At 49.1% G+C, this 228-nt stretch carries 1 protein-coding gene; it reads left to right on the forward strand.

Translation table 11 applies throughout. The features are described 5' to 3' along the window. Window positions 1-228: hypothetical protein (locus B7695_RS11245; protein ID WP_192855764.1), on the forward strand; the 228-nt coding region annotated here is incomplete at both ends.

Genomic DNA, 228 nt, shown 5'->3' on the forward strand with positions numbered 1-228 from the left:
AGCTGACGTACTTGCGCTTGTTGACGCTGACGTACTTGCTGACGTACTTGCGCTTGTTGACGCTGACGTACTTGCTGATGTACTTGCGCTTGTTGAAGCTGATGTACTTGCTGATGTGCTTGCACTTGTTGAAGCTGATGTGCTTGCACTTGTTGAAGCTGACGTGCTAGCTGATGTACTTGCGCTTGTTGAAGCTGACGTGCTAGCTGATGTACTTGCGCTTGTTGA

The sequence above is a fragment of the Streptococcus mitis genome (genome assembly GCF_002096845.1).
Lineage (GTDB): Bacteria > Bacillota > Bacilli > Lactobacillales > Streptococcaceae > Streptococcus > Streptococcus mitis_A.